At 63.7% G+C, this 20,076-nt stretch carries 13 protein-coding genes; 2 read left to right on the top strand and 11 right to left on the bottom strand.

Annotated elements, in window-relative coordinates; all coding sequences use genetic code 11:
• Nucleotides 1–72 precede the first annotated feature (72 nt).
• Nucleotides 73–1,230 carry a hypothetical protein gene (locus tag LZC95_33910; protein WXA91441.1) on the bottom strand — a complete coding sequence of 386 codons (1,158 nt, stop codon included), beginning with the start codon at nucleotides 1,228–1,230 and terminating at the stop codon, nucleotides 73–75.
• Between the two features lie 482 nt (nucleotides 1,231–1,712).
• On the opposite strand from LZC95_33910, the gene LZC95_33905 reads away from it, so the two are divergent.
• A complete protein-coding gene (locus tag LZC95_33905) occupies nucleotides 1,713–3,341 on the top strand; it encodes a hypothetical protein (protein ID WXA91440.1) in 1,629 nt (542 codons plus the stop codon).
• Here the strand turns inward: LZC95_33905 and LZC95_33900 are convergent.
• The 5 genes from LZC95_33900 to LZC95_33880 all read right to left on the bottom strand — a co-directional run bounded on the left by LZC95_33900 (nucleotide 3,328) and on the right by LZC95_33880 (nucleotide 9,791).
• On the bottom strand, nucleotides 3,328–3,888 hold the full coding sequence (locus tag LZC95_33900) for a DUF3455 domain-containing protein (protein ID WXA91439.1): 561 nt from the start codon (nucleotides 3,886–3,888) through the stop codon (nucleotides 3,328–3,330). The two genes, LZC95_33905 and LZC95_33900, sit on opposite strands and share 14 nt — an antisense overlap.
• A gap of 59 nt (nucleotides 3,889–3,947) precedes the next feature.
• The gene (locus LZC95_33895; protein WXA91438.1) at nucleotides 3,948–4,697 is read right to left on the bottom strand and encodes a methyltransferase domain-containing protein; all 750 of its coding nucleotides are present in this window, start codon (nucleotides 4,695–4,697) and stop codon (nucleotides 3,948–3,950) included.
• A 216-nt stretch (nucleotides 4,698–4,913) separates the two neighbouring features.
• The gene (locus tag LZC95_33890; GenBank protein WXA91437.1) at nucleotides 4,914–6,800 is read right to left on the bottom strand and encodes a hypothetical protein; all 1,887 of its coding nucleotides are present in this window, start codon (nucleotides 6,798–6,800) and stop codon (nucleotides 4,914–4,916) included.
• 16 nt (nucleotides 6,801–6,816) lie between these two features.
• On the bottom strand, nucleotides 6,817–8,493 hold the full coding sequence (locus LZC95_33885; protein WXA91436.1) for a hypothetical protein: 1,677 nt from the start codon (nucleotides 8,491–8,493) through the stop codon (nucleotides 6,817–6,819).
• Between the two features lie 167 nt (nucleotides 8,494–8,660).
• Nucleotides 8,661–9,791 carry a fatty acid desaturase gene (locus tag LZC95_33880; protein ID WXA91435.1) on the bottom strand — a complete coding sequence of 377 codons (1,131 nt, stop codon included), beginning with the start codon at nucleotides 9,789–9,791 and terminating at the stop codon, nucleotides 8,661–8,663.
• 129 nt (nucleotides 9,792–9,920) lie between these two features.
• On the opposite strand from LZC95_33880, the gene LZC95_33875 reads away from it, so the two are divergent.
• Nucleotides 9,921–10,979 carry an AraC family transcriptional regulator gene (locus LZC95_33875; GenBank protein WXA91434.1) on the top strand — a complete coding sequence of 353 codons (1,059 nt, stop codon included), beginning with the start codon at nucleotides 9,921–9,923 and terminating at the stop codon, nucleotides 10,977–10,979.
• Nucleotides 10,980–10,984: 5 nt separating this feature from the next.
• On the opposite strand, the gene LZC95_33870 is transcribed toward LZC95_33875, so the two are convergent.
• The 5 genes from LZC95_33870 to LZC95_33850 are packed head-to-tail and all read right to left on the bottom strand — an operon-like array spanning nucleotide 10,985 to nucleotide 20,074.
• A complete protein-coding gene (locus tag LZC95_33870) occupies nucleotides 10,985–12,052 on the bottom strand; it encodes a methyltransferase domain-containing protein (protein WXA91433.1) in 1,068 nt (355 codons plus the stop codon).
• 10 nt (nucleotides 12,053–12,062) lie between these two features.
• The gene (locus LZC95_33865; protein WXA91432.1) at nucleotides 12,063–13,391 is read right to left on the bottom strand and encodes a condensation domain-containing protein; all 1,329 of its coding nucleotides are present in this window, start codon (nucleotides 13,389–13,391) and stop codon (nucleotides 12,063–12,065) included.
• Nucleotides 13,388–14,188, bottom strand: a complete 801-nt coding sequence (locus LZC95_33860) for a methyltransferase domain-containing protein (GenBank protein ID WXA91431.1) — start codon at nucleotides 14,186–14,188, stop codon at nucleotides 13,388–13,390. The genes LZC95_33865 and LZC95_33860 overlap by 4 nt, the downstream gene beginning before the upstream one ends.
• Nucleotides 14,175–19,184: an SDR family oxidoreductase gene (locus LZC95_33855; GenBank protein ID WXA91430.1), complete on the bottom strand. Its 5,010-nt coding sequence runs from the start codon at nucleotides 19,182–19,184 to the stop codon at nucleotides 14,175–14,177. The genes LZC95_33860 and LZC95_33855 overlap by 14 nt, the downstream gene beginning before the upstream one ends.
• The gene (locus LZC95_33850) at nucleotides 19,166–20,074 is read right to left on the bottom strand and encodes a cyclopropane-fatty-acyl-phospholipid synthase family protein (protein ID WXA91429.1); all 909 of its coding nucleotides are present in this window, start codon (nucleotides 20,072–20,074) and stop codon (nucleotides 19,166–19,168) included. Before LZC95_33850 ends, LZC95_33855 begins: the two co-directional genes overlap by 19 nt.
• Between the last annotated feature and the right edge of the window lie 2 nt (nucleotides 20,075–20,076).

Raw genomic sequence — 20,076 nt, 5'->3', positions numbered from 1 at the left:
TGGCTCCGTTCGGGAGCCGCGAGGTTGCACCGCGAATTCTTCGACTCGGTGACGCGATGGTGAACTTCTGCGTCAGCTCCGCACGCACCGCAGCAGGTAGCGCCCCTGGCCGGCGTCCCGCGGCCTGCACACCAGGCCTGCGCTCGCGCAATCGGAGTCGGTGCTGCACGCGTCCGAGCAATATTTCGTACTTTCGGGCGAGTCCTGGAGGCACCGATTGCCGGAGCATTGGTCCGCCGTGTCGCACGCTTCGCCGAGCTGCCTGGTGCCCCGCGTGGTCACCGAGTTCGTGCAAACCGTGATGAGGTCCGTGTGACCGCCGGCCTTCGTGTTGTCGCAATAGCACGCGTCCGAGCTGCGGTGGCAAGCGGTTCGGCACCTGTCCGCTCCGTCCTCGCACGCGCCTTGCGCGCACTTGATGGCCAGGAGCCCTCCGCATGCATCGCCCGGTTTGGTTTGGCCCTCGGGTGCACCGCATCCGAGCACGTATTTCGTGGCCGTTCCAACACCTTGAACCGCCATGGCACGGCATACCGTGCCGTTCGTGCACTGCGAGGGATCGCAGCACGTATCGGCGCATTTGTTCGTGCTGTCGCAAACGCCGGAGCGACAATCGGCTTGCACCGTGCAGGACTCGCCACCGCCGCGCGTGCCCAATGCGGGGCGCTGCAAGGCGCCTTTGCTCACACAATAGTTTCCGCCGGTGCCAGCGCCATAGCAGACGAAGTCTGCAGGGCAGTCGCTCGATGTGCAGCACGGCTTGGTGCAGAGGCCGTCGGCCTTCACCACGTCGGTCGTGAGGACCGGCGAGTAGCCGCAAAAGGTTCCGGGCTCGCACGCCGCATCGGCCTTGCAACCCTGGCCGATTGGCGTGGCCGCGGGCTTCACGCACTGCCGCGTCCCAAAATCACAGACCTCCGATCCCGGGCAGCTGCCCGTCGTGCAGGCCGTCGCCCCGTCGATGCACTGATTCGTTTTCGGCGCGCAGACCTGGCCGGGCGCGCACGTCTGCTCGCCGCAACGGACGACCGCGGCATCGAATGGGAGCGTGCCATTGGGCACGCACGTGGATCCCAGGCAATACTGACCGGCGGGACACACCCCCGCGTCGAACTGCGAATCGCAGTGAAACGAGGGGACCGTATCGCTCACGATTCCCTGGCAGCCTCCCGCCGCCACGAGGATCACGAATGGAAGCGCGATGGCGAGAGGAACGATGCGGCGGTACACGGTTGGCCAAGATCTAGCACGGCGGAGCTGCGCGCGCGTCCGTTTCACCGTCCCCGGTCAACACGCATAAATATTCGCGATCATTCATGAAACTTGGTGCCCAGGGCCCCGGCGATCGCGGTGGGACGGTGGGCGCAGAGTAGGGGTGCGTAGGCGCTTTTGGCCGGCCCTGGCCGTAGGTTCCATTTCTCACGCCGGGGGAGAATGGATTGCACCACGTTCGAATTGGATCGCGCATAGCGGACTGAGAACTGAGGCGCGCGTGCCCCTTGCGTGTCATGCGGGCATCGTGATTCTGCCGAACGAGAACATCACGATAGGGGTGAACGGCCCCCCGGAAAAATGTACGTAGTGTGCAATCGTTGGGTTGGATATTCGTATATCCAGCTCCAAAAAGTCGTGGCTTTTCGGGGCAATTCGAGGGACCTTACGGACTGACGAAGTCTATCCCCCCGGCCATCCGGTCACGTGGAGGTCATTCTATGCCGTCGCCCTCCGAACCCGGGAGCGTGCCGACCATCATTGGCGTGCCAGTCCTTCCAGATGCCGTCGGCGAGAGCCGAAACGGAAATTCCGTTTCCGTGGTCGAGAACCATTCCGACCATACGGCCGTTACGCGGCTGGTACCGCTGCTGAAAAAGCTCGCCGTGGGCTCGAAGATTCCAACGGCTTTTCAAGCCGCGCATATTCGTGACGAGGGCAGCAGTACTGCCGTTACGACGAGAAACGAAATTCCCATCATCATCCTTCCGCCTTCGTTCCAGGCGCAGGCGCAGGAGCAAATGCTTGCGCGCACGGGTGTCGCGGGCGATGGCCCCGCGCTTCGTGCCGAGCCCCCGAAACGATCGCGATTCCTGCGGCCGGTGGTCGTGGGCTTGAGCCTTTTGGCGCTGGTGACGGCGGCCGGCGTTCTCGTGAAAAAGCAAATGGCGTCCACTGCACGCGCGGACGCTTCGCGTGTTGCCGCGCCTCCCCGTGCGGCGGAGCCCACGCCTGCGAGCGCGGTCGCGCCCGTCTCCGAGCCGGCGGTCATCGAGTTGCCGTCGACGGCGCAGCCTACTGCCGCGGCCGCGGGATGCAGTGTCGCCGGCAAACCGAAAATGATCGCGGGGCAGGCGCTCCTTTCGCCGGGCGTCGAGGTCGCGGCAGGCACGCGGGGAATTGTCGTCGGATATGCGCCGCGTCCCGTGCAAGCGGTCAGTGCGCTCGTCGATCCCGCGACGCTCGCATTGACGGGCAGTCGGGTGACGCATTCGCACGACTCCATTCGACGGGTGACGCCCATTCCGGCACCCGCGCCGGCGGGCGCCGCGCCATCCAAGAACCACCGGCCGAAGGTCGCCGTGTCCACCGATCGTCCCGGCGACGCCATCGCGATGCGCCGCACGTCATCGGGCGCGATCCCCATCGATCTCGGGACCGCCGGCGGCCAGCTCGTTTGGGCCCCGCACGATTCCGACGAGGTGAACGCGTTGTGGCCTCTGCCCGGTGGTGCGCCCATCGAGGGGCTGCGCGCCGTTCCCCTCGACGCGTCGGGACGGGGCTACGCCATGGCATTTCGCCGTGGCACGTCGATTTGGACCGGCTTCATCTCGGCGAAAGGCAACCATCGATTGTCGCCGCTGGGCGATTTGACGGAGACCAAAGGCCTCGGTGGCGAGGTCGGATCGCCCTCGATTGCGGTGAGCGGCGAAACCGTGCTCGTGGCGTGGGCCGATCGCACGGACCGCAAAGACGCATGGGGCTTGCGCTATCGGACATGGCGGCTTCCGCACGCGAATGAGCCCGCGGCAGAAACCCCTGCCTCGACGTTCGAAGTGCCCGAGGGCGGATTGGGTGCGCCTTACATCGCTCCCGCGGTCAGCTCCCTTGGGGCCGGCCGCTTCCTCCTCGTCTGGACCGAGGGTCCAACGTCCGGCCATCGCGTGCGCGGGCTCACCGTCGACGCCGAAGGCCATCCGCAAGGCTCGCCCCTCGTCATCTCCGATGAAGGCGAAAACGCAGGCCAGGCGCAAGCCGCCATCCTTGCCGATGGGCACGGGATGGTCGCCTACCTTGCGGCCACCCCCCACGGATTCAAAGTCATGGCCACGTCCATCACGTGCCGTTAGCGGCGTCGTAGAAGTAGTAATCCGCGTTGTAGGGAATGCGCTTTTCGAAGCCCACGGAGGCCTCGTCGCAGCCGCCCTCGGGGGCTTTTCCGCCCGAGGTGGCAATGCGGTGAATGAACTTCGCGTGACCGAGGCTGCCGGTGCCCTCGTGGGACTTGGCTTGGAGGAGCAGCCACGGGATGGCATTCGGATCGGGGCTATCGGTTTTGGCTTTTACCTCGGCCACGACTTTGGTCCCTGCCAGATCCTCCCACGTCGGTCCCGCATAATGCTTGCCGATGCGTTTGCCCGCCGCATCGAAGAGATCCGCCTCGGGGGCCACCAGGGTCCAGGCGAAGCTCGCATTTCCCTCCGGGGGCGTTTTGCACATGTACCGCTGCACGCCCACCGCATGCACTTTGAGCGAAACGACCGCGCCATCCGGCACGGCAATGGCCGGGGGCACGGTGGGGGCCTTTTCCGCGGACGGCCTGCACGAGAGCAACCCCAGCATGAGCGCAAGGGCGGCGGGAGAATCGGTGGCTCGGAGTCGTCGTATCGGCATCATCGTACCGGCGGAGGCTACCACACTGGAAACCGCCAAGACGCCAAGATGGATTAGCGGTTCTAAACGAGCGGCGGTGGTGCGAGTTTCATCATGAGCAGCACGGGCCAGCCAATGTACTTTCGAGCGCGTTTCGCCTTTGCGGCGATGGCTACATCCATCGTGTGCTCCGACAAAATGAGAAAAGGCAAATTGGCGATTTGAGCTGCGAGTACGTAATCGCTCAGCAGGTTCGTACTGGCCTTGGGGCGTGTTTCGATCCCCGTTTTCGGATCCACGAAGCGCGCTTGCACACCGCGCAGCAACATCGCGGGATGCATGACGGAAATGAGGATGAAGCCATCCTGTTTGCATATCCGGCCCAACTCGCGAAAAAGGGTGGGCAACTGCGCCGTCTGAAAATGATCGATCACCAGGCAACTGATGACGCGGTCCATGCTCCGATCGGCGATGGGCAGCGGCATCCGCAGATCGTGCATGACGAAGTCGATCGAACAGTCGGCCGCTTTTTGCTTGGCGCGGCTCATCATGCCAGCGGAGAAATCCAGCGCGGTGACGTGCGCGCCTTCGCGGGCCAGTCGGACCGCATGGCGCCCCGTTCCACAGCCAATGTCGGCGACGGAAAGGCCTTGCACATTTCCTAGCTGCAATTGAACTTGCGGCTCTTCGAGTAAGATGAGCGGATTTTCTTCGTTATCGTAGATTTCGGACCAGAGATCGTACCCTTCCCGCGTGGACAATACGCGAGGATTCACGTTCTCCGGGATTGCCAGCCATTGCGTGCCCGAACTGGTATCGAACTTTCCAGTCATGCGCGAGTCGTCTTCGTCATTCGTGTCGATATTGACTCGAATGAGCGAAGACGATCAACACATCAATTCATCATTCGATGATGGGCATCACGCCGGCGCGCCATGTTCCAATCGACTCACCGGACGATTCGGCGGCGCCTCCGCGCCTCCGCGTCTCCCGAAGCGTGTGAAATGCGGTTTGCTGGGTAAACGCAGATCACACCCTGGGTTCCGCCATCATGGACTCTCGGGCTGCCGGAGCGCGGCATCGGTTGCTGCGATGTATTCCTTCTCATTAAGGGCATCGCGCACGGTGAAATAAAGCCAACCGTCGGAGCGGAAGTGCGGAAAAAGGGCAAACTGCCCTGGCGCCATGCGCGTGACCCGCAGCTTTTTGCCCGTGAGCATGTCGGCCACGTAGATGTCGCTCGCTCCCTGGTTCTCGTACGGCGCATATTCCGCGTCGGAAGCGAAGTCCTCTCGCGTGAGGTAGTGATACGTCACCAGGAATCGCTCGTCGTACGAGAAGTTCGCCTTGTGTCCCTTCATGCAAATGCGCCCTGCCTCGGCCAGTGCGAATTGGTAGCCCGTGTCCGTGATGGTGGGGGTGACCCGGCGGATCATGTAACCCTGTTGCGTACCATTCGCACCGGCCACACGATTGGCGATCAAGGTCGTGGTCGGCGACATCATCGTGTCCCCCTCGAACGGCGTCGGAAGCGTCTCCGTTTGACGCAGCTCGTAACCGTCCGACGAGCTTCTCGCGGTGAGAACGTGGATGGTCACCCCTGCATCGGGACCCTGATCGGGCGGCGGATCCGTCTCCTGCAGATTGCGACCGCCATCGTCACCGACCCACTTGCTGAACACGACGAAGCGATCGCCAAGAGCATCGTCGCCGAGCGTCTGCCCCACGCTCTGGTAGAGCCCGTGCGAGCCCATCTTGGAGCACTCCGGCTCGTCGAACGAGATGTGCGTGGTGGTCGGGCGAGTGAGCAGGCTTTGTTTGCAATAGGCGGCCCCGGCGCCATTCCCTTGGAAGAGAAATCCTTCATTGTCGGGGTAGAAGCTCGGGTCGTAATTCGCATTCACCCAAATGTCGCGCGTGCTGCCATGGAGCGCCGCCTCCAGATCGCTGACGACCGCGCTGTCTTCTCCGCCATCCGATACGCCACTTCCCACGAAGCGTCCGTCCGCCGAGCTGCGGGTCCAGTAGAATCCCTTGTAACTCAATTCCCGCAGGACGCGCACCGTGCTACCGGGGGCGGCCCAAGTCTTCGCAAAGGTCGTGTCCTTGGCATTCGGGAAAACGTCTTTTCCGGCGAGCTTTTGCGAGAAGCACTCGAGCGGGTTGCGGGTGCTGCAGGCGAACATGGGCACGCGATTGTCGCGGTTGACGGCGGCCCAGCCGGCCGTGCGCATCTTGCGCGCGTGGGTGGCCAGCTTTTCGAAATCGTCGGTGCAGCTCGTCGGCCGCCCGGTATCGGGGAGAAGCTCGTCCAATTTAGGCAGCTTTTTTCCCACCCACGTCAGGACGGTTTCGTATTCGCTCGGTGTCAGACGGTCGAATTGCGGTTTGACGGGCATGAGAACGGCGCTGCGGAACTTGGCATATTCGTCGTCCTTACCTTGGAAGAGGGCTGCGAGAAGCTTGCCCTGCTCGAGGGTCCGCGGATGACGCGTGGGGTTGACGTGCGGACTCGTGCCAAGATGCGCCCCTCCGGCAAGAAGACCGATGTGCGCCGGTGAGAAATCGGCCGCCGGATTGAGCCGGTCGGCGCGGAGGCGATTCAAGCGAGTGGCGACGGGGATTCGAGTATCCCGCAGCACGGCCATGGTCGATTCGTAATCCTTCGCCCAGCGCCGCATTTTGGCATTGTTCACGTCGTGGCAGCGGTTGCACTGATTGCTGGCATCGGCCACTTTGGCGCCCAGAATGCGGAGCGACGTCCGCGCGAGCTCCTCGTCGCCCATGGTCGATGGCGCGCGGAGGGCGGAGGTCACGACACCGCGTGACTCGGCTTCGTCACCGTTCGGGGAGGAGCCCGCGGAGCAGCCCACGGACAAAGATAGAATGGGCCAGGCGATCCAGCGTAGGGCCGACGGATTGTAGGTATGCATCATGGTATTTCGTCCTGGGTCAGGGGCGGCCGCGGGGAACGTCGGCAAAGACACATTCGGGGCTGCTGGAGGTGGCGCAGCGTATGACGTGGTCGGCGGCCTTCTTCCATTTCGAGTTCGCCCACGTCTGCGCGTTGAAGCCATCGACGTTCGACGGCATCCAGTGCGACTTGAGGAAGTCCGTTTTGTACGAATCCGTCACGTGCGCGAAGTAGGGGTCGTTCGGATCGCTCATCGTTCCCCAGGAAGTGAACTCGCCCATCATTCCATGGCTGCTGCCTTTCCCTGCGATGCGGTGGCAGCTCGTGCAGGATGCGGCCTCTTCGCTGACCAGCTGTTGTCCAATCTTCCAGCCCTGCGCATCCATGTTGACGACGGAATAAGGCGCATCGAGCCAGCTAATGGGAAAGTCCGGGTGTTCGCCCATCTTGGGGACGATCGTTCTTCCGTTGCGCCGCAGCGCGCCGTCGATCCAGGGACTGTGCACGAAGGCATCGGCCGCATGGCAATTCTTGGTGCAGTAGCCCTTTGGGGCGTCCCACGTGTACTTCGATTTGTCGCTGTCGGCCGGGTGGGGGATGTGCTCTCCGTCGTTGGCGGGGCCGATTTTGTTCTGGAAGAAGCACGTTTTGCCCGTTTTCGGGTTGTGGCCAATCATGGCGATGTCGCGGAACGTCTTGGTCCGTGACATTCCGTCGAGCGTGGGGGCGTTGGCCGCGCGGCAAAGGAGTACCCAGTGCGTACCTTTGTCGTTCTTGGCCGTGGTGACCGTCGGTCCGGGCTCGCACCCCTGATTCAGATATTGCGGTTTGTCGCAGCGGTTGACGCAATAGTAGTTGCGGCTTTGGTTGTCGCGATCCGGGACTGGTTTGGGGAAGTCGCAGTCGGGTTTCGGCGTGTCCTCCACCGTGAGGGGAATGGGCGCGCCCTGCACCCCGTCGATGGATCGAGGGCCAGTCCTATCGGAGGCCTGGAAGTCACGGCAATCGAAGGTCTCGTACTTCCAGTCCTCACCCTTTTTGGGGAAGAAGGGAATCTCCCCGAGGTCCTTCACGCAAAGCTTTGCGTACTCTTCCATGCTTTCGACGGCGCGCCGGCTCGTCGTGATGGCGCGCGCGGCGGGATTGCCGGTTGGGGCCGCGTCCTCTTCGCGCGAGCGGTCGATCACGTTGCCCAAGGTCGTGTACTGCTCGTTGCGGACCTCGCCATCCTTGACGAGGCACGCTTCGACGATGGCGTCGGTGCCCTTGCGGAGCTCCTCGCGCATCGACTCGGTGAAAGGTCCAGTGACCCATACTTCGGAATCGAACCGGCGTGGCAACTCGAGCAACTCGTCCTCGACCTGCGGTCCATCGAAACGAAGGACGGAGCTTCCTTCCTGCATCCCGCGCAGGGCGGGGCCGCTGGCCGCGAGCTCGGAGCACGTTGGGGGGCCGGAAAGCGTGCCTCGCCGGACGCGCATGTAAAGCTGCTCATGCTCCCCGAGCGGGCGGTTCAATCGCGCCCCGAGGCGTTTCGCACTTTCGTCGTACGTTAGTTGCAACACCGACGCATGGCGCGGGCCCTCGGTCGTTTTTCCGTCCTCCAAGGCCGAAGGCGGCTCGCTACTTCCCGAGCACCCGACGAACCCAACGACCGCGGCGCCAAGCGCCGAGCACGCAAGCCCCAAATGGGAAAGAGACTTCTTCGATCGCACGATGGGAATACCTCCGCACAGGGCGTGTTACCGCCCATGTCCGGCATTAGGACGCAGCGCGCGTTCGACTGTCGCAAATTAATCCGCACCCACCGCAACGAAGTGGCAGCGGGCGGAGCCATACATCGAAAAGCGCGTTCTCCCTCGACGTGGCGATGTTATCGAAACTACCCCGTCGCGTGCTTGCGAATCACGCCGCGCGGCATCTCTGCGTTGCCCACGATGACCGCGATCATCTTCCGAAGGCGCGAAAAGACGCTCTGCTGCGCATACGGAATTCCGTATTTTGCGCAGAGCGCGCGAACCTTGGGCTGGACGAGCCCGTACTGCCGCATGGGGATGTCCGGCCAGAGATGGTGCTCGATTTGATAATTGAGCCAGAGATGAAAGAACGCGTGCAAATCGCCGCGTGTCGCGTAATTCGTCGAGGAGACGATCTGTCGCACGGCGTGTTCCGCACGGGATGCCGGCCGATCGTCGAAGCAGTAGAGATCGTCACCTGCGTGATTGGGCGCCACCACGACGAACGTGTGGAGGTTGTAGAACACCTCCGCCATCAGTGAATTGCAGAATGCACTGAATACGGCCCAGGGGCCCAGCGGCAGATAGGCGAGGGGAAGCAGCCCAAACTGGAACGTGGCGCAAGGCAGGTAGCATCGAAGCCAAAGTTCGCGAAAGTGTCCTTTGGGATTCACCGGCGGGAAGACCGGCTTTTCCGCATGGGATTCGCGTGATTCGCGCCGACTTAGCCAAGTGCGAACGCTTTGCGGCGTGTAGCTCGTGGGCCGCCAGTTGGTGGCCATGATGCCCAATAGCGCGTAACGCAGCGGTCTGGGCAAAGGCCGCAGCATGGCGACGCCCACGTCGACCATGTCCGGATCGCGCGCCTCGCCGGTGAAGGAATGGTGGCGAACGTTGTGCGTGTACACCCAAGCCTCGGGCGTCATCCAATCCGCCCAATCGAGGAATCGGCGCCGGCCCCGTGCGAAGACCTTGCTCGTGAAGCGCGCGGGCACCCCCGGCACCTTGTCGTATCCGCGGTGAGCCACATGGTGCATGAGCAACCAACGCGCCGCGCGGCCCAGGCCGAGCAGCGCAGGGCTCAGCGGATTCGGCGCGATTCCCGCGGTGAGCAGGCCGAGTGCCGTGCACGCGCGCCCCCACCGTTCCACCTTTCGGAGGTGGCGCAGATCCTCCTCGCCAATCGAAGCATCGATTTCACGGCGTAATTCGGTGAGCTCGCCAAGGAAGCCATCCAGATCGATGGTGGACAAGTCGAAGGAGCGGGAATCGTGCATGGTTTTCGGCTGGTTGTAATGTTGTGAGGCTTCGTGGTGTTGCAATGACACCCAAATGGCTCGAATAGCGATGGCTTGCGAAATCCGGATTGCGCGGCCGTCGCCGCGTCATATGAACTTGCTGCTAAAATGGTGTCGAGAAAGCGTCCTCGTGCCCGCGGACCGGCGATGGTCTCGTTCTTCATTCCCAGGGTGCTCGCGCACGTGCGCGAGGCGGGAGGGAAGTCGGACGCGTTGGAACGGGCCTTTCGTCTTCCGACCAGTTTGCCCATTGGCGAGCTGTTTTCGGCCCCGCTCGACCTGACGCGGGACGTGGCCGATGCCGCCCAAAACGTGATGGACGATCCGCACCTCGGACTTCACTTGGGCACGAAGCAAAAACGAGGAGGCTACGGCGTATTGGAATTTGCCGCTCGCAGCGCTCCCACGGTGGGCGAGGCCATCCAGCGGCTGGCGAGGTACCAACGATTGATCAACAACCTCGCCTTCTTCGATGCGGAAATCAAAGACGACGAACTGGTCATCTCGCATCGCATCTTGGGCGATCCTCGCGGCACCGGTGTTCACGGCCACGAGTTCACCATGGCCGTCATGATGAAAATGATCCGCGACGTCACGTCGATACCCGTCGCCCCGAAGCTTGCGAGGTTCGCGCACGCGCGGTCGACCGGCACCCTCGAGGTGAAGGAATTTTTCGGCACCGATCGCGTGGAGTTCGACCGAGGGATCAACACGCTCGTCTTTCCGGCCGAGATGGCCGATATGCCCATCGTGACGGCGGACGCCGACCTCTTGGAGCTTTTGGACGGACTGGCGCAACGCCATTTGCAGGCCATGCCTTTGTCCGAAACCGATGGACAACGAAGCGACGGTGATTGTGTGGCGTCGGTTCGGAATTACATCGTCGAAGCGTTGAAGAGAAGAGCGCCGCCGTCGATCGAGGATGCGGCGGAGGCTCATCACATGAGCGTGCGCACGCTCCAGCGACGGCTCGACGACGCGGGAACCGTTTTCAACAAATTGGTCGACGACGCGCGGCGCGAGCTCTCGCTCTTCTACCTGCAGGAGCCTCGATTGCGCATCAGCGATGTGGCCGCGCGCCTCGGGTACGCCGAGGTAGGGCCATTCGTCCGCGCTTTTCGGCGGTGGACGGGGCATACCCCGGGGGAGTATCGCAAGCGCGGCTGATCGCATCATGCGTGCTCGGGGCGGCGCGCGGTGAGCAGCACGGTCATCGGGGCGGTGAGCAGCCGGGTGGTGCGAATTCGGTCGAATTTCGCCTTTTCGAGCCATCCGCGCAGTGTCTCCTCGCGGTAGGCGCGCGCGCGGCTGGTGAGGAAGAACATCAGCTCCATCATTCCGCCCGATTGCGTCACGTCGTCGCTTCCGCCGCGGTGCTCGGGCTCGAAGATGGCAATGGTGCCTCCGGGGCGGAGCGCGGCGAAGGCGCGCGCCAGAATGCGCTGCACCTCCTCGGGTGAAAAGTGATGAACCAGAATGAACAATAGAATCGCATCACGATCTTGCCCGAAATCCGTATGCCGCAGATCGCCCTCGATGAATCGAACGCGGTGGTCCATTCGTTCCTCGGCGACCACGCTCCGGCCGACTGCAGCCGCCGGTGGGAAGTCGAGTACGTCGGCCGCGAGGCCCTCGTGGTAGCGGCAGAAGGCGACGCTGAACATTCCGTGGCCGCCGCCGACGTCGAGCAAGCTTTTCGCGTTCTTCGGCAAAGGAACGCGCCGCACCATCTCCCAGCCCTGAAGCCGGGCGAACTCGGCGAGGCCGCGCAGATAATGCTCCCAAAATTCGGGGGGCCGCTCCGGATCGTGCAAGTCCCGAACGTGGGATTTCCCGCCACGGACGGCTTCCTCGAGGGAATTCATGAAATCCCAGACGTGGTAAAGAAAAAGAACCATGTTGTGCAAACTCGATTTCGAGTTTGCGGTGAACCATTTTTCCGCGACCTTGCCGTTTTGGTAGCGGCCGTCGCGGCGGGACAGATGCCCGAAGCCTACCAGTGCATCGAGCAACGTTTCGGTCCCGGCGGGATCGTACCCGAGCTGGCGCGCGAGTTCTTCCGCCGACCGGTCCCCGCCCTTGTCGCGAGAAAGTGCATCGAAAATGCCCAGCCGAACTCCGGCCATCATGGTGCGGCAGGCCCCGAGGCCCCACACCGCAAGCAAAATCGGCGTGGGCCCGACGTTCGAAGAGAGGGATATCCGTTCGAGAAAGCTTTGAGGAATGAGACCAACGCGCATGTTTCGTCCGTTAGGAGGCTTCGTCGAGCGCCTGCAGCAGGCGTTCGGCGGTGAAGTCCATCAAGCGATGGGCCCGGGTGGACCCAATGAGAGGCTCGGCCCAAATGAATGTCCAAATGAGCCTGTCGCGAAACGTATTGGCGACCGAGCCGAAGTCGCCGAGAACCGACATGGCGGCGCAGAAGTACACGGCCTCGACGGAGAGCGGGCCATTTTCCAAACCGAAGTCCTGACGCCCGAGATTGCTCAGGATCATCGAATTGACCACCGTTCGATCCCAGCGTGCCGCAATTTCGGACGGGCTTGCCGAGTGTCCGCGGAGCAGGCGAAACACCCCTTCGAAGAGATCCAGCATCAGCGGCGCATCACCGCGGGCGATGCCGAGCGACATCTGCTCTCGAATGGATCGCGCGAGTTGCCAAAAGGATGCGTGAGGGTCGACCGCCGCGCGGTAGGGAACCATGGAGACGTAATACCCAAGGCTCTCTTTCACCGGTGGAACGAGGGCCTCGCGCAGGTTGATGGGGCTCCCGAGTGCAACGCGCGTGGGACGCGCGATGCTGGCCTCGCGGAATGCGCCGAGAATCATCGCGGCCGCGAGCGCGCCATGAACCGTGGTGTTCTCGGCTTTGGCGCGGGCGAGAAGACGTCGTGTCGTGCTTTCGTCGAAGATGCGGGGGATGCAGCGGAATCGACGGCCTTCGACGCGCGCGGGGCGATCACGTGGTACTTTGAACGGCGCCCCGTACTTCGCAGAAAGCCGCGCTTCTTCGGCGACGAAACGACCCAAGAGGCGAATACCTCGCCGGCTCCACAGCCGATGGGGTAAACGCTCCTCGACGGAGCGGGTATCGCGAAGGGGCTCGAGGCGGGCCGGGGAACCCGAGGCTGCGCGCGCGGTGGCGCGCACGAGATCGCGCATGGCAAGACCGAGGCTGAATCCGTCGCTCGCGGCGTGATGCACCGTCAGCATCACGGTGTGGTCGTCGGGAGCATGGCGCAGCCATACACTGCGTGCGAAGGGGGCATTTAGCGCCGGGAATCGATCATTGAGCTCGTCTTCGAACTCGGAAAGCCAGCCATCGGGCGTAGTATCGAGTACCCGTAGTGGGATATCCGCGCTGCGCTCGAATTGAAATACGGGCTCTCCGGAGCCGTCCAAGCCAAACGCCGCACGAAGGTAGGGGTGGCGCGCACGAAGAGCGGACAGCCCCTCGCGCAAGGCCGATTCTGCGAGCACGCCACGGATGCGGGCGGCCACACACGTATTGGCCGGGGCGGCCTGATCGAATTTCCAGAGCCCTTTTTCCGTGTGACAGAGTCTGCGTTGCGTGTTCATGCCGGCTTGCGCGCCCAGGCGCCGAAGAGCGTAAAGCCGAGGAACGAAAATTCGGGATTGGCATAGGTGGCGCGGAGCCAATCGAGATCGGCCTGCGTCATGATTCCTTTGGATACGAGGCTGGTGGCGATCGGAAGTTGCAAATTCATGCTTTGAAACTGCCCCCACGGATCTGCGCCGCCCCGTCCCATTCGGACGATGCCGTCCCCCTCCACGTGCTCGAAACCGATGCTTTCGACGAGCCCGAGCAGCCGCCGGCCGAAGTATCCATCGGAAATGCGCGCCGCGCGGAGCGCCTGAAAGCCTGCATGGCTCAATCGATGGAACTCCGATTCGATGGTGGGATCGAGCGACGACAGCGAGCTCCAATCGGCGTCCTCGACGAACAGGATGCCACCCGGTTTCACGGCCGCGGCAAGGCGACGAAGCGCCAGTTGGGGGTCGGGCAGGTTCATCAAAAGAGCGCGCGCGTGAACCAGATCGAACGCGTCCGTCTCCAGGGGATCCGTGAGAATGTCGTGCCGGCGGACTTCGACGGGGCCGAGGTCCGCGTGCGCCAGAAAGCGCATGTCCAGATCGGTGGCGACCACGCTCCCTTCGGGGCCGACACGGTCAGCGAGCCATCGCGCGATCGAGCCACCTCCGGCGCCGACTTCGAGGCAGCGCCACCCTGGCGCTACACCCAGTCGCGTGAGCCGGCTGACCGTGATGGGGTCGGAAACGGCTTCCAATCGTGCGAGCCGGCGCCCCTCGATGCCTTCGGGGGTGTCGATTCCAAAATAATCATTCGATGTCATCGTTTTCGACCTCTTCCCGCAGCCTCGATAGAAATTCGCGCTCGTGGGTTTGCGTGAACATGTGCCCTCCGGGCAGCACCTTCCGGGCGAACGCGCCGCCGGCATACTCTTGCCAGCCCTCCAGGGATGCTTCCGTGATGTGATCGTGCGCACCCTCGAATGCCGTGATCGGGCAGCCAAGTCGCGGATCGATCGTGCGATTCCAGGTGAAGCCCACACGGACGTCGGCCGCGAGTACGGAGAGGGCATCGTCGCGCTCGGGAGCGTCCGGCGCCAACAGTCGTAGCCATTCTCGTTCCGAAATTCCGGATTTCGTCTGTCGGACGACGGCGGGCGGAGGAAACGCTGCCACGAAGAACTTCTTTGGCCAGATGCCGTGTTCGCGGTGAATGCGCAATGCGGTTTCGTAAGCGACGAGCGAGCCCAAGCTGGTACCGAAGAGCGCGAAGGGGCGATCCAGCTCGCCTTCGATGCCGGCCATCACATCGTCGAGCAACTCGGTCATGGATGCGCACGGAGCTTCGCCCGCGCGGGCTTCGCGCCCGGGTAGCTCGATGGCGCAGACGTCGACCCAATCCGGTAGTGCGTTGTGCCAATGTCGAAAGGCAAACGCACTTTCGCCTGCCGCGGGGAAACAAAAGAGCCGAAGCCTCGCATTCGGCCGGACCACGGCGCGAACGATTCGCGATCCCGAGGTGTCGGGCGCACGAAGGGGCGCGGCGGCAATTTTCGATAAAAGATACTGGGCCAGCGATTCCGGGGTCGGATGGCGCGCGAGAATGGTCATGGGCACGTACAGACCGAGGTCGGCCTCGAGACCATTGCGAAGTTCGAGCAGCAGGAGGGAATCCATGCCCAGCCCGTAAAAGGTTTCGTGCATGGGAATGCGGGAGGCCGGAATGTCGGTCGAGCGGGCGATGCGCGCGCAAACCAGTTTTTGAAGATGCTCGAGGCGCTGCGCGGGCTCGATGCTGGCCATGTCCACGGCGACGGGCGCCGTGCTGGTTCCGATCTCGAGGTGTTCGACGAAACGTGCCAACGGGCCGCGAAGGGAGGCCGGCCGGCGCGCGAAACGTGCGGCGATGACGTTCGACGCATTCGAGGCGAGAATCTCCTCGAGGCAGGAGAGCGCCTCCGTCGGGGAGAGGCTGCCGATGCCCTGTGCCGCGAGCCGGTCTTCGCGATGTTTGGCCGCCGCGAAGCCTTGGCCCGCCCACGGACCCCAATTGATGCTGACGGCGGGCAATCCGCGAGTCCGGCGCATGCGGGCCAGTGCGTCGAGGGATGCATTGGCAGCGGCGTAATTGGCAATGCCGGGTGCGCCGAAGACGCTCGACGCGGACGAGAACAGGACGAACCAGTCGAGGTTCATGCCTTCCGTCGCTCGGTGCAGATTCCAGGCGCCAAGGGCTTTCGACGTGAACGCCGGCCCGGAGAAGTGCTTCGCGCTCAAATGGAGCAGTGTGCCGTCTTCCAGCGCGGCCGCGAGATGAAAGACGCCGCGCACGGGCGGCAGCGCGGCAGGCCATTGGGTAAACAGCTTTTGGACGGCGTCCGCATCGGCGACATCGACCGCGGCCACGCGAACGTCCACCCCGTGGGATCGCAAATCGGAAAGGACGCGTTCTGCTTCCTCGGTGGGCGCGCTGCGCCCGAGCAAAACGAGATTCCGTCCACCGCGGTCGACGAGCCACTGGGCCACGAGAAGTCCAAGGCTCCCCAGACCTCCCGACAGGACATACGTCGCGTCGGGTCGAACATGTGCTTTCGTGTCGCGCACGCCCGAGGAAAAAGCACGTAGCCGCGCGACGTGTGGCACGCCACCGCGAAGGGCAATCCGCTCCTCGCCAGCCCCGCGGACGATTTCGCCGTATGCGCACTCCGAGCTGGCGCCGTGCTCCAAATCGAGAAGCGTGCATCGAAATTCGGGCAGCTCGCGTGCGACGGTGAGGCCCATGCCCCAGATCGCGCCCGCCAAAGCGTCGGTTGGCGCGTCGGACATGCCTCGCGTGACGAGCCAAAGGCGCGGCGGTTCGTCCCATTCCTTGCCTGCCATGGCCTGGACTCCATGGAGGACGGTTCCACAGTCGTAACCGGACAAGAAAACGACGGCCACGACGGGGGAGGTGATCTCGTGGAGCAACCGCGCCATGTCGAGCGGCTCGTTGGGATTCGAGCTGACGCGAATGCACCGATCGCCGCGGGAGCGCACCTCGCGGCAAAAGGGTTCGCCGTCGCCGTCGTCGACAACGAGCCATGTGCCGCGCGGAAGCGGAACACCCTGAGCCGCGTCTTCGAGCCAGGCCACCTCGAACAAGCATGCATCGGTCGACTTGGGAGCTGGCTCCGCGGGGCGGGTATCGGCCGGGCGAGGCTCGTCGCCGCCCAGCCAATACCGCTCCCGTTGCCATGGATAGCTTGGCAGCGAGGCGTGGCGGGCCGCAGGCCGCGACAGCGCTTCGAACGACACCGGATATCCGCGTGTGTGCAGCGCCCCCAGCGTTTGCAGCATGGACGCCCGCGGTTCCTCCTGGCGTCGCAGGGTGCCGACGACCGTGCCATTGGGAACGATCCCCTGGAGTGCGGCGGTCAAAACCGGGTGCGGGCTTATTTCGACGTAGGTCGCAAATCCGCTTTCGCGCAGCGTGCCCACGCGTTCGGCGAAGAGAACCGGCTGCCGCAAATTCTTCCACCAATAGGCCGCATCGAGCCGGGGAACCTCGTCGCCGAGCACGGTGGTCGACGCGAAACGCACCTCCGGGGCACGCGGACGCACGCTCCCGAGGAGTGCGAGCAATTCGGACCGAATGGGATCCATTTGCGCACTGTGCGATGCGTAATCCACTTTCACGGGTCGGGCGAACACGTCGCGCCGTTCCAGCACCCCCTGAAGCTCGGACAGCGCCATGCGATCTCCGGAGACGAGCGTCGTGGTGGGCCCATTGCTCGCAGCCACCGAGAGGCGCCCCTCGTAGTGCGCGAGCAGCGTTTCCGTGTCCGCACGCGAAAGCTCCACATGGAGCATTCCACCTTTGCCCGAGGTTCGCCCGACGAGGCGGCTGCGAATGCAGATCACGCGCGCGGCATCTTCGAGGCAGAGGGATCCTGCGACGCATGCGGCCGCCACCTCGCCCATGCTATGCCCCACGACGGCATCGGGCTTCACCCCCCACGACGCCCAAAGCGCGGCGAGCCCTACCTGCATGGCAAAGAGCATCGGTTGCACCCGCGCCGGATCGAGCGACTCCGCTTCGGAGAGTTCGCGTGACAAAAGCTCCGCGAGCGGTGCATCGAAGTACGCCTCCATCGCCGCCGCGCAGCGTTCGACGGCCTCTCGAAAAACGGGTTCGCTCTGCAGCAAGGCCCGGCCCATGCCGGCCCATTGCGACCCCTGGCCGGAAAAGACGAATACGACCTTCGGGCGTCGCAAAGCGGGGCGCGTTTCCGCCTCTCGGGCGAGGGTATCGAGCGCCTCCGCCGCCTCCACCTTCGAGCCCGCGGTGATGGCCAGCCGGTGGGCATGGTGGGTTCGGCGAACGCCGGCGGTAAAGCAAATATCCTCGAGCGATTCTGCTGTGGTTCGCAAAAACTCCGCGAAACGCGCAGCGAGGGCGCGAAGAGCACGCTGATCTTTGGCCGATAGCGGCAAAAGCGACGAACGGTCGACGGATTCGGGGCGTGGAGCCTCGCCGGGGCTCTCCTCGAGAACGACGTGCGCATTCGCCCCGCCAAATCCAAAGGAGCTGACGGAGGCCCGGCGCGGCGTTTCCGAGACCCACGGTCTCGCCTCCGTCGGAATGTAAAAAGGCGTTTGCGCCATGAGGGCGCGCACCTTGGGATTGAGCGACGTAAGATGGATATGCCGCGGTATCGTGCCATGTTGCATGGACAGCACGACCTTGATGAGCCCCGCGATTCCCGCCGCCGCCTCGGTGTGTCCGATGTTCGTCTTCACGGATCCGAGCCCACACGGCCGATCCGAAGGCCGGTTCGCGCCGAGCACCGCCACGAGGGCGGCCACCTCGATGGGATCTCCGAGCGGGGTGCCCGTGCCGTGCGTTTCGACGTAGCTAATCTCGGTTTCGGCCACGCCGGCATTCTCGAGGGCCGTGCGGATCACGTCCTGCTGGGCGAGTCCATTGGGCGCCGAAAGGCCATTGCTCAATCCATCTTGATTGATGGCCGTCCCGCGGATGAGCGCGTGAATGCGGTCGCCGTCTCGGCGCGCGTCCGATTCGCGTTTCAGAACGAGGATACCGCACCCCTCGCTGCGAACGTATCCATTGGCCGTCTCGTCGAAAGCCTTGCAGCGCCCATCCGGGGAGAGCATGCGCGCCTGCGACAAAACGATGGACGTCTCCGGCGATAGAATCAAATTGATGCCGCCGGCCAGCGCGAGATGGCTTTCCCCACTCCGCAGGCTGGAGCACGCGAGATGCACCGCCGTGAGGGACGAGGAGCATGCCGTGTCGACGGCCATGCTGGGCCCGCGCAAGTTGAGAAGATAAGACAAGCGATTGGCCAGAATACAGAGCACGGTTCCCGTGGAGGCATGCGCATCCATGAACCGCACGTCGGTATTGGCAATTTTGTTGTAATCCCACGTGGTGGCCCCCAGAAAAACACCGGTGCGACTTCCCGACAGGGAAGAGGCCACCGCGCCCGCGTCTTCCAGAGCCTCCCACGCGATCTCCAACATGAGCCGCTGCTGCGGATCCATGGCGCGAGCTTCGCGCGGCGTGATTCCGAAGAACGTGGCGTCGAAGCGATCGACATCGTCGAGAAAGCCGCCGAAGCGGCTGCTCGTCTTTCCGAGTCTTCCCGGGACGGGATCGTACAGATCCTCGATGCTCCAGCGTGATGCTGGAATCTCGGTGATGGCATCCCGCCCCTCGTCGAGCAGCTGCCAGTACGCCCCGGCATCGCTCGCGCCGGGAAAACGGCAGGCAAGCCCCACGATGGCGATCGGCTCGCGCATCATCGCTTCGGTTGCCACTTCGGCTCGATGCGCCGCAAGGTGATTCGAAAGAGCCCCAGATTTCCCGTCTCGAAGCCGTAAAACGAGTACTGCAAATAGCGTTCGTACCGCGCGACCTTCTCCTCGCCCACGAGGGCGACCAGATCGTCGCGCCGTGTGCGCAGGTTGTCGAGCCACACGCGGCAGGTCCGTGCGTAGTCCTTTCGGTCATTGCGCAGCGAGACGACCTCGAAACTGCCCTCCGTGGCCTCGGCGATGTTGGCCAAGCGCGGAGGATCCGTCTCCGGGAAGATCTCGTTTGCCAGAAATTGCGTCGACGGCGAGGCGGTGGCTTCGCGGCGGGAGCGCGTATTGCCGTAGGCGAACGTCTGCAACGACATGCGCCCATTTGGGCGAAGCCAGCGCTGACATTGCTGGAAAAAAGCACGGTAGTTGTCGATCTTTTCCTCTTCGCTCGACTCCAAGCGCGCGAAGTGCTCGAACGCGCCGATGGAAATGATCGCGTCGTACGGAGCCGCGGGAACGTGGTCCGCCCAGCTCTCGACGCGCACGTCGACGCGCCCGTCGCTGCGCGCGCGGGCCCATTCGGCCTGCGCATCACTCAAGGTGAGGCCCACCGCGCGCGCAACACCGTGTTCTCCCACGAGCCGCCGGAGCAGCGCTCCCCAACCGCACCCGATGTCGAGCACGTTGGCCGAGCCAGGCGCACCCGCTTCCCAAATGTGGTAATCGATCTTTCGGAGCTGGGCGGCCTCCAGATCGTCATCGGGGCCCCACATGGCGCCGGAATAAACCATGTTGGCGTCGAGCCAAAGACGATAGAAGTCATTGCCGACGTCGTAGTGATACCGAATCGCTTCGGGCGAAGCGCCCGAGGCCTGACCCGAGACTTGAGTCGATGCATTCATGT

The sequence above is a fragment of the Sorangiineae bacterium MSr12523 genome, from assembly GCA_037157775.1.
GTDB classification, from domain to species: Bacteria; Myxococcota_A; Polyangia; order Polyangiales; family Polyangiaceae; genus Pendulispora; species Pendulispora brunnea.
This window is presented reverse-complemented; position numbering and strand designations above follow the sequence as displayed.

Coding starts and splice junctions, on each gene's coding strand:
- LZC95_33905 (WXA91440.1), top strand. CDS start 1,713: ATGCCGTCGCCCTCCGAACCCGGGAGCGTGCCGACCATCATTGGCGTG.
- LZC95_33900 (WXA91439.1), bottom strand. CDS start 3,888: ATGATGCCGATACGACGACTCCGAGCCACCGATTCTCCCGCCGCCCTT.
- LZC95_33895 (WXA91438.1), bottom strand. CDS start 4,697: ATGACTGGAAAGTTCGATACCAGTTCGGGCACGCAATGGCTGGCAATC.
- LZC95_33890 (WXA91437.1), bottom strand. CDS start 6,800: ATGATGCATACCTACAATCCGTCGGCCCTACGCTGGATCGCCTGGCCC.
- LZC95_33880 (WXA91435.1), bottom strand. CDS start 9,791: ATGCACGATTCCCGCTCCTTCGACTTGTCCACCATCGATCTGGATGGC.
- LZC95_33875 (WXA91434.1), top strand. CDS start 9,921: ATGGTGTCGAGAAAGCGTCCTCGTGCCCGCGGACCGGCGATGGTCTCG.
- LZC95_33870 (WXA91433.1), bottom strand. CDS start 12,052: ATGCGCGTTGGTCTCATTCCTCAAAGCTTTCTCGAACGGATATCCCTC.
- LZC95_33865 (WXA91432.1), bottom strand. CDS start 13,391: ATGAACACGCAACGCAGACTCTGTCACACGGAAAAAGGGCTCTGGAAA.
- LZC95_33860 (WXA91431.1), bottom strand. CDS start 14,188: ATGACATCGAATGATTATTTTGGAATCGACACCCCCGAAGGCATCGAG.
- LZC95_33850 (WXA91429.1), bottom strand. CDS start 20,074: ATGAATGCATCGACTCAAGTCTCGGGTCAGGCCTCGGGCGCTTCGCCC.